The organism is Mesorhizobium sp. M7A.F.Ca.CA.004.06.1.1, assembly GCF_003999135.1.
In the GTDB taxonomy this organism is placed as follows: domain Bacteria; phylum Pseudomonadota; class Alphaproteobacteria; order Rhizobiales; family Rhizobiaceae; genus Mesorhizobium.
Window position 1 is genome coordinate 1 of sequence record NZ_RZPQ01000212.1, and the last position, 8019, is coordinate 8019.

Genomic DNA, 8019 nt, shown 5'->3' on the forward strand with positions numbered 1-8019 from the left:
GCATTCAGCACAGGATCGCCGGCCTCTTCCGGGGCGACCGAAATCAGCAGATGCGTTGTTTTTCCCAATGCATCGCCGATTTCGCCGGTCATCGCGCCGTCGAACAGAAGCGGCGCGACACCGGCCTGCCGTAGCGTCTCGAATTTTTCCGGCGAGCGTGTCGTGCCGAAGATCGTCGCGGCGCCTTTGTTAGCCCGAGCAAAAGCCCCGCCGGAATAGCCGGCGCCGAAGATGAATATCTGCTTTTCGCTCATGCATTCGCCCTGGTTGGCCGCGCCAGACGCCATTCGTCGCGCACGGCTTCGTCGCTTTCGGTTTTCAGGCCGATGGCTGCCCGTTCTGAATATTCGGCATCGGGCACCAGCCGCGCCAGCGCCCATATTGCCGCGCCCCGGACCAGCGGCGAGGCATCGTCCAGCAAGGCGCGCACAGTGTCGGCAAGAGAGGCATCGCCGGAATTGCCGGCGGCGATCAGCACGTTGCGGATGAACCGGTCGCGGCCGATGCGTTTTATCGGCGAACCGGAGAAGAAAGCGCGGAAGGCCGCGTCATCGAGACCCAAAAGGTCGGCGAGCGGCGGCTCGCGCAAATCATCGCGCGCGACGAGTTTTGCTTCGGAAGCTGCCCGGGCGAATTTGTTCCACGGGCAGGCGGCAAGACAATCGTCGCAGCCATAGATGCGGTTGCCGATCTTTTCGCGGAATTCGTGCGGAATCGGCCCCTTGTTCTCGATGGTGAGATAGGAGATGCAGCGCCGCGCATCGAGCCGGTAGGGCGCCGGAAAGGCATCGGTCGGGCACGCGTCGAGGCAGGCGCGGCAGGAGCCGCAATGGTCGATCTCGGCGCGGTCGGGCACGAGTTCGGCGGTGGTGAAGATGGTGCCGAGGAACAGCCAGGAGCCGTGCTCGCGGCTGACCAGATTGGTGTGCTTGCCTTGCCAGCCGAGCCCGGCGGCCTCGGCCAGCGGCTTTTCCATCACCGGCGCAGTGTCGACGAATACCTTCACATCACCCCCGGCGCGCGCCACGATCTTGCCGGCGATCTCCTTCAGCCGCCCCTTCATCACATCGTGATAGTCGCGGTTTTGCGCATAGACCGAGATCGCGCCGGAGTCGCGCTTGGCCAGCACCCCGCGCGGATCATGGTCGGGGCCATAGTTCATCGCCAGCACGATGATCGAGCGCACCTGCGGCCAGAGGGCTGTTGGTTCACTGCGGCGTTGAAGCGTCTCGGCGATCCAGTCCATCGACCCATGAAAGCCATCGGCGACGAATTCGGCCAGGCGCGCCGGCGCCAGCGGGATCGCATCGGGGGAGGTGACGGCAACGGCATCGAAGCCGGCGCGCTGCGCCTCCGCGTCGATCAGCGCGCGCAGTTTTGCGGCGTCAGAAGTCGAGGTCCGCATAATGCGACACCGGTGACAGGCCGCGCACCCGGTCGGTCAAAAGCGGCCGGAAGGAGGGCCGCGACTTGACCCGCGTGTACCATTCGCGTGCAGCGCTGTGCTCGCGCCAGTCGATCTCGCCGAGATAGTCGAGCACCGACAGCGTCGCCGCGGCCGCGAGATCGGCATAGGTGACCCTCGAACCGGCCAGCCAATGGCGGGTGCCGGCCAGCCAGTTGGTGTATTTCATGTGCTGGCGGATGTTGGCGCGCGCGGCACGGATCGCGCCCGAATCGGGCGAGCCGCCGCCAGCCGTTTCCGGCATGACCGGCTTGAGCACGCGCTCGCGCACCAGATGGCGGGTGACTTCACTTTCGGCCTTGTTGAGATACCAGTCGATGAGCCGGCGGATTTCGGCGCGCTGCATCGGGTCCTCGGCGAACAGCCGCTTGTCGCGCTTCAGCACGCCGCGCGTTTCATCGAGATATTCCGAAATCACCGTCGCGCCGACGATCGGCACGTCGCCTTCGGCCAGCAGGATCGGCAGCGTTCCGGCCGGGTTCAGCGCCAGGAACTCCTTGCGCCGGGTCCACGGCTTTTCCTCGATCAAAGCCAGCTCCTCGCCATACTCGCCGAATGCGAGGCGGACGAAGCGACAGGTGGCGAACATGGGATGGTGGAAAAGCGTCAGCATGGTTCCGCGATGATAAAGCGCACTGGCGAATCGCAGGGCGCACCGGTAAGTCTTGGCCGCCCGGTTAGCGGGCCGTCAGGGTGTTGCGACCTATAGGGGGACTTCAACGCCATGACAAGCAAGCCCTTCTGTCAGCCGTCACGCCAATGCCGAGGTAGCCATGGAAAGCCAGACCATCGTCGAAGCCCTGCTGCTCGGCCTGCTGGAGGGGTTGACCGAGTTCATCCCGGTGTCGTCGACCGGCCATATTCTGCTTGCCGGTCATTTCCTCGGCTTCCATTCGACCGGCAAGGCCTTCGAGATCCTGATCCAGCTCGGCGCCATCCTGGCGATCCTCAGCGTCTATTTCCGCCGCCTGTGGAAGATGCTGCTCGAACTGCCGCATGACCGGCTGACGCGGCATTTCGCCATCGGCATCCTGATCGCCTTCCTGCCGGCGGCGATCATCGGCGCGCTGGCGCATGATTTCATCAAGACGGTGCTGTTCGAATCGCCGAGGCTGATCTGCATCATGCTGATCATCGGCGGCGTCGTGCTGCTGGCGGTGGACCGCATGAACCTCAAGCCGGTCTACCGCGATGTCGAGCGCTTCCCGACCCGGCTTTACCTGCAGATCGGGCTTTTCCAGTGCCTGTCGCTCATTCCCGGTACATCGCGTTCGGGCTCGACCATCGTCGGCGCCCTGCTTTTGGGCGTCGATAAGCGCGCTGCCGCTGAATTTTCCTTCTTCCTTGCGATCCCGACCATGGTCGGCGCCTTTGCCTTCGACCTGTTCAAGAACCGCAACGTGCTGAGCAGTGCCGACCTGCCGATCATCGCCGTCGGCTTCGTCGCCGCCTTCGTCACGGCGCTCATCGTCGTACGCTTCCTGCTCGATTATGTCTCGCGCAAAGGCTACGCGCTGTTCGGCTGGTGGCGGCTGGTGGTCGGCGGTGTCGGGTTGATGGCGCTGATGATCTGGGGGTGAGGAGTGGTCCGCGAAGCGGACGGAAAGCCAATTGCTTGGCTTTCCGAACGACGAACGGTGAAGGCCCGGTTCGCCTTCGGGCGGATCAAAAGGTCCGGTGGACCTTTTGAAGGGACTGAACGCCCGAAGGGCAGGGAGCCAGCGAAGGGCGAGCAACGCCCGTAAGTGGCCCCTCAACTCCTCCCGTAAAACGCGTTCTCGACATGCACCGGCCAGCGCCAGGGCAGCACCGCGACCATGTCGAAGCGCATCGACAGCCTGCCGTAGTCCGCTTGGCGCGACAGCCAGATGTCGGCCGCGCCTTCTATTCGACGTTCCGATTCGTGACCGATCGCCTCCATGGCTTCCATCAGCGTGCGGCGCGCCTTGACCTCGACGAACAGCACCAGATCGCCGCGCCGCGCGATCAGGTCGATCTCGCCGAAGCGTGTGCGGTGGCGGCGCGCAAGGATTCTGTAGCCCTTCATCATCAGTGCTGCCGCCGCCAGCCATTCACCGCGATGGCCGCGCCGATAGGCCTTTTGGCGGCTGACGCTTGGGCGCTCAGCCACTGTCGCTTTCTCCAGAAGTCTCCCTAAGGTCAAGCAGCCGCCGATAGAGGGCCTGTTTCTGGCCGCCGGTCATCTTCGCGGCTTCCGCGGCCGCCTTGGAGGCCGGCATTTCGACGGCAAGCGACAGAAGCAGACGGTCGATGTCTTCAGGCTCGTCGACCCTGGCCTCGGCCGGACCGACGCAGACGACGATTTCGCCCTTCGGCGTATCGGCCGCAGCATAGTGGTCGACCAGCGCCTGCAGCGTGCCGGTTCGCATCTCTTCGAAGGTCTTGGTCAATTCCCTGCCGATAGCGGCCTTGCGCTCGCCGCCGAGCGCTTCGACCATGGCAGCCAGGGAGTCAGCCAGCCGGCGCGGCGATTCAAAGAAAATCAATGTCGCCGGCACGGCCTTCAGTGCTTCCAGCCGTGTCAGCCGCTGCCCTGATTTGACCGGCAGGAAGCCGGCGAACAGGAAGGCATCGGAGGGCAGGCCGGATGCCGTCAGCGCCGCCAGCGGCGCTGACGGGCCGGGGATAGGCACGACGCGAATGCCGTGGTCGAGCGCCTCGCCGACCAGCCGGTAGCCGGGATCGGATACCAGCGGCGTGCCGGCATCGGAGATCAGCGCCACGCTCTGCCCGGCCTGAAGTGCCGATATCAGCTTCGGCCCGGCCTCGCCGGCATTGTGTTCATGATAGGCCGTGGTGCGGCGGCGAATGCCGTAGCGGTCGAGCAGCACGCGCGACACCCGCGTGTCTTCGCAGGCGACGATGTCGGCAGCGGCCAGCGTCTCCAGCGCGCGCAGCGTGATGTCGGCGAGATTGCCGATCGGCGTCGCCACCAGATAGAGCGCCGGCTCCAATGGCCGTGCCGCGATCTCGGTCTGCCCGACCACATAGCTGCGCTTGCTCGTCTCTGCGGTCACCGATGACTTCTCCATTCAGCCCTGTTTGGCACGGCTGACGCGGGCTTGCAAAAGCTGACGCCGATGTAAGGAATTCGCCTTTCCTTTGCCACAGTGGGGAACCAAACCGGCGTTGGCAGATTAGCCCCCTGATTCCGGAGGAGGACAGGATGGACAGCCTGAAGATACAGGACGCTTTCGAGCCCTACTATGCCGGCCGCAAGCGCGGTGCCGCGCCCAGGGACAAGCGCCTATCTGCCAAGACCGAGCACAGCCTGGCCAAAGAGCGAGCCGTGAGCGCTTTGCCGACCAACGTCAGGCTTTCCGACAACAAACCCGATAGCACGACGGAGCACTGACCGGACGATGCCCAATCGCTTCGATATCTTCATCACCCGTCTTGAAACAAAGAATGCCCGCAACGGCGCGCAACTAGCCTCGATAGGCGACCAGCACCGCGCCCGCCGCGATAAGAGCGACGCCAAGCCAATTCGCTCCGGACAACCGCTCGCCGAGAAAGGCCGCGCCAAACACCGCCACAAGCACGACGCTTAGCTTGTCGATCGGCGCCACCTGCGCCGCATTGCCGATCTTCAGGGCGCGAAAGTAGCAGAGCCATGACGCGCCGGTCGCCAGACCGGACAGGCCTAGGAAAGCCCAAGTCTTTGCCGAGATCGTGGCCGGCGACTGGAACTGGCCGCTGGCAAGCAGGATGGCACCGAGCACGATCAGGATGATGACCGTGCGGATGAAGGTGGCGAAATCGGAATTGATGTTCTCGATGCCAACCTTGGCGAAGATCGCCGTCAGGGCAGCGAACGCAGCTGAGAGCAATGCCCAGAATTGCCAGGAGGATACGGTCAGGTTCATGCCGGTGGCCTTTGCGGATGAGGTCTCAACCGAGATACCGTGAAACGCGTGCCTTCAGAAGTGTAATCCTAAGCTTCGGAGATTGGACGAGGCTTCCCCACCTTCGTCATCCACGGGCGGAGCAGGAGCGAAGCGACGTCGCGAAGACCCGAGGATCCATTCCGTGACTTCTGAATTTCGCTACGGTGCAGAATTTGGAAAGCTGGCGTGGAGAAGATGCGCCGGCAACGAAATCTATTGTTTGAACGGGACAAGTGGCAGAGCAGGCATGCCCATTCTGGACCGTGACGCCCCGCAGCAGCCGTCGCGGCATGGATCCTCGGGTCTGCGCGCCGCTTCGCGTCGTTCCGCCCGTGGATGACGAGGCGGGAGGAGCTTGGCGCAGGCAAAGCTACCTGCCTACCGCGCCAGATCGGCGACCACGGCGTCGAGCACGATCATGCCGGCGGCCGTGGCGCGCAGGCGCGAATTGCCGATCGGCGCCACCAGCCCCTCTCCCTGCAGCATCGACAGCCGTGCTGACGACAGGCCGCGTCCGGAGAACGTTTCGTAGCGGGAGAGGTCGATGCCTTCGGCGAGCCGCAGGCCCATCAGCAGGAATTCGTCGGCCTCTTCCGAACGCGTCAGGATTTCGCCGCCGGTGACGCCATGGCCCTTGGCTTCGACCAGATTGGCCCAGGTTTCCGGCATCCGCTCGGCGATCGTCACCGTGCGGCGGCCATTCTCGACGAAGCGGCCATGCGCGCCCGGCCCGACGCCGACATATTCGCCATAGCGCCAATAGGTGAGGTTGTGCCGGCTCTCGGCACCCGGCCTTGCGTGATTGGAAATCTCGTAAGCCGGCAAACCATGCGCCGATGTAATCTCCTGCGTCAGCGCATAGAGGTCGGCGGCGTGGTCATTGTCGGGAATGATGAATTTTTTCGCCGCATGCAGCGCGTGGAACGGCGTGCCCTCCTCGATGGTCAGCTGGTAGAGTGACAGATGGTCGGCGGCATGGCCGATCGCCTGTTCCAGCTCCGATGCCCAAGCCTCCGGCGTCTGGCCGGGCCGGGCATAGATGAGGTCGAAGGACAGCCTCGGGAATATTTCCCGCGCGAGGCCGATGGCGTGCAGGGCCTCTTCGACATTGTGCAACCGGCCGAGGAAGCGCAAATCCTTGTCATTCAGCGCCTGCACGCCGAGCGACACGCGGTTGACGCCGGCTGCCCGGTAGCCGCGAAAGCGTTCGGCCTCGACCGAGGACGGATTGGCCTCCAGCGTCACCTCGATGCCGTCAGGCACAGTCCAGTTCTTCGCCACGGCGTCAAGAACCCTGGCCACGGTTTCCGGCTTCATCAGCGACGGCGTGCCGCCGCCGAGAAAAACGCTGGTCACCTCGCGCGGCCCGGTGCGTTCGCGCATCGTCGCCAGCTCGGCCTCGAAGGCACTGGCGAAGCGGTCCTGATCGACCGGCTGGTGGCGGACATGGCTGTTGAAGTCGCAATAGGGGCACTTGGCCGCGCAGAACGGCCAATGAACATAGACGCCGAAGCCGGGCGTCCGGTCGAGCAGGATGCTCATGCCGAGCCCAATCTCGCTTTAGCGAACTTCTGGAAAGCGCGAGCGCGGTGCGACAGCGCCGTCGGCTGGCCGGGCCTCCAGCCGTGCTTTTCCTCGGCGCTCATTTCGCCGAAGGTCTTTTCGAAGCCGTCGGGGAGGAAGACCGGGTCGTAACCGAAGCCGAGTTCGCCGCGCGGTGGCCAGACCAGCGTGCCTTCGGCCTCACCGCGATAATATTCGGCCTCGCCGTCGGGAAACGCCAGACAGATGACGGCAACGAAGCGTCCCTTGCGCTGTTGCGGCAAGGCCGCGCCGACCTCCTGCAACGCCACTTCGGTGCGCTGCATGGCCATGCCGAAATCTCTGCTGCCATCCGGGGTTTCGGCCCAGTTGGCGGTGTAGACGCCGGGCGCGCCATCAAGCGCGTCGACGCACAGGCCGGAATCGTCCGACAGCGCCGGCAGGCCGGTCGCCTTGGCGGCGGCGAGCGCCTTGATGTAGGCGTTCTCCTCGAAGGTGGTGCCGGTCTCGTCCGGCTCCGGCAGGCCATACTCCTTGGCCGACTTCGCTTCGAAGCCGAACGGCCCCATCAGGTCGGCGAATTCGCGCAGCTTGCCTTCATTGTGGCTGGCGACGACGATCTTCTTGCCATCAAGAGAATGCATCAAAGGCCCCAGATTCGTGGCTCGGCGAATTCGATCGAATTGCCCGAGGGGTCGCGTATATAGATCGAACGGCCGCCCTGCGGCCACTCGAATTCGCTTTCGATGGCGATCTTCTTCGCCGCGAGATGGGCTTTCCAGCCGGCGATTTCATCGCCGGTCGCCGTAAAGCACAGATGACCTTGGCCGACCGCGCCATGCGGCGGCACCGGCAGCCTGGCGTCAGGCGCCGGCGGCACTTTCGTCGCCTCGGCGTTGAAGACGAGCAGCACGCCCGGCCCGCAGCGGAAGAAGAGGTGGCGGCCGTCGACCTTGCCGAGGAGATTGAGGCCGAGGATGTCGGTGTAGAAGGTTTCCGCTGCGGGAAGATCGGTGACGTAGAGAGCGGATTCAAGGATGGCCGAGGGCGTCACGAGGCGCCCCCCTCTGGCCTGCCGGCCATCTCCCCCTCAAGGGGGGAGAT

General features: G+C 64.5%; 10 protein-coding genes and 1 pseudogene. 2 read left to right on the forward strand and 9 right to left on the reverse strand.

Annotated features, from left to right (window positions below; genetic code table 11):
- From EN906_RS14890 to EN906_RS14900, 3 genes and pseudogenes are all read right to left on the reverse strand, one after another.
- Window positions 1-254, reverse strand: a pseudogene (locus EN906_RS14890) (NAD(P)-dependent oxidoreductase); the annotation flags it as partial.
- Window positions 251-1405, reverse strand: a complete 1155-nt coding sequence (queG, locus tag EN906_RS14895; protein WP_127269762.1) for a tRNA epoxyqueuosine(34) reductase QueG — start codon at window positions 1403-1405, stop codon at window positions 251-253. The pseudogene EN906_RS14890 and the gene queG, both read right to left, overlap by 4 nt.
- Window positions 1386-2078 (reverse strand): glutathione S-transferase family protein, encoded by a 693-nt coding sequence (locus EN906_RS14900; protein WP_013528622.1) that lies wholly within the window; start codon window positions 2076-2078, stop codon window positions 1386-1388. Before EN906_RS14900 ends, queG begins: the two co-directional genes overlap by 20 nt.
- A gap of 160 nt (window positions 2079-2238) precedes the next feature.
- Here EN906_RS14900 and EN906_RS14905 point away from each other — a divergent pair, with 160 nt between their 5' ends.
- Window positions 2239-3045, forward strand: coding sequence for an undecaprenyl-diphosphate phosphatase (locus EN906_RS14905; RefSeq protein ID WP_127269760.1), 807 nt, complete (start codon window positions 2239-2241; stop codon window positions 3043-3045).
- Window positions 3046-3218: 173 nt separating this feature from the next.
- Here EN906_RS14905 and EN906_RS14910 read toward each other — a convergent pair whose 3' ends face one another.
- Window positions 3219-3596: a YraN family protein gene (locus EN906_RS14910; RefSeq protein WP_127269758.1), complete on the reverse strand. Its 378-nt coding sequence runs from the start codon at window positions 3594-3596 to the stop codon at window positions 3219-3221.
- Window positions 3589-4518: a 16S rRNA (cytidine(1402)-2'-O)-methyltransferase gene (gene rsmI, locus EN906_RS14915; protein ID WP_127269756.1), complete on the reverse strand. Its 930-nt coding sequence runs from the start codon at window positions 4516-4518 to the stop codon at window positions 3589-3591. Before rsmI ends, EN906_RS14910 begins: the two co-directional genes overlap by 8 nt.
- Window positions 4519-4652: 134 nt before the next feature.
- On the opposite strand from rsmI, the gene EN906_RS14920 reads away from it, so the two are divergent.
- Window positions 4653-4841 carry a hypothetical protein gene (locus EN906_RS14920; RefSeq protein ID WP_127269534.1) on the forward strand — a complete coding sequence of 63 codons (189 nt, stop codon included), beginning with the start codon at window positions 4653-4655 and terminating at the stop codon, window positions 4839-4841.
- 73 nt (window positions 4842-4914) lie between these two features.
- Here EN906_RS14920 and EN906_RS14925 read toward each other — a convergent pair whose 3' ends face one another.
- The 4 genes from EN906_RS14925 to EN906_RS14940 all read right to left on the reverse strand — a co-directional run bounded on the left by EN906_RS14925 (window position 4915) and on the right by EN906_RS14940 (window position 7969).
- Window positions 4915-5352, reverse strand: a complete 438-nt coding sequence (locus tag EN906_RS14925) for an EamA family transporter (RefSeq protein WP_127269533.1) — start codon at window positions 5350-5352, stop codon at window positions 4915-4917.
- Between the two features lie 399 nt (window positions 5353-5751).
- Window positions 5752-6915 carry a radical SAM family heme chaperone HemW gene (gene hemW, locus EN906_RS14930; protein ID WP_127269532.1) on the reverse strand — a complete coding sequence of 388 codons (1164 nt, stop codon included), beginning with the start codon at window positions 6913-6915 and terminating at the stop codon, window positions 5752-5754.
- The gene (rdgB, locus tag EN906_RS14935) at window positions 6912-7559 is read right to left on the reverse strand and encodes an RdgB/HAM1 family non-canonical purine NTP pyrophosphatase (RefSeq protein WP_127269531.1); all 648 of its coding nucleotides are present in this window, start codon (window positions 7557-7559) and stop codon (window positions 6912-6914) included. The genes hemW and rdgB overlap by 4 nt, the downstream gene beginning before the upstream one ends.
- Window positions 7559-7969, reverse strand: coding sequence for a VOC family protein (locus EN906_RS14940; RefSeq protein ID WP_127269530.1), 411 nt, complete (start codon window positions 7967-7969; stop codon window positions 7559-7561). The genes rdgB and EN906_RS14940 overlap by 1 nt, the downstream gene beginning before the upstream one ends.
- Between the last annotated feature and the right edge of the window lie 50 nt (window positions 7970-8019).

Excerpts from the sequence above, each read along its gene's own strand:
- queG (WP_127269762.1), bottom strand. The coding sequence starts at position 1,405 with ATGCGGACCTCGACTTCTGACGCCGCAAAACTGCGCGCGCTGATCGAC.
- EN906_RS14900 (WP_013528622.1), bottom strand. The coding sequence starts at position 2,078 with ATGCTGACGCTTTTCCACCATCCCATGTTCGCCACCTGTCGCTTCGTC.
- EN906_RS14905 (WP_127269760.1), top strand. The coding sequence starts at position 2,239 with ATGGAAAGCCAGACCATCGTCGAAGCCCTGCTGCTCGGCCTGCTGGAG.
- rsmI (WP_127269756.1), bottom strand. The coding sequence starts at position 4,518 with ATGGAGAAGTCATCGGTGACCGCAGAGACGAGCAAGCGCAGCTATGTG.
- EN906_RS14920 (WP_127269534.1), top strand. The coding sequence starts at position 4,653 with ATGGACAGCCTGAAGATACAGGACGCTTTCGAGCCCTACTATGCCGGC.
- EN906_RS14925 (WP_127269533.1), bottom strand. The coding sequence starts at position 5,352 with ATGAACCTGACCGTATCCTCCTGGCAATTCTGGGCATTGCTCTCAGCT.
- hemW (WP_127269532.1), bottom strand. The coding sequence starts at position 6,915 with ATGAGCATCCTGCTCGACCGGACGCCCGGCTTCGGCGTCTATGTTCAT.
- rdgB (WP_127269531.1), bottom strand. The coding sequence starts at position 7,559 with ATGCATTCTCTTGATGGCAAGAAGATCGTCGTCGCCAGCCACAATGAA.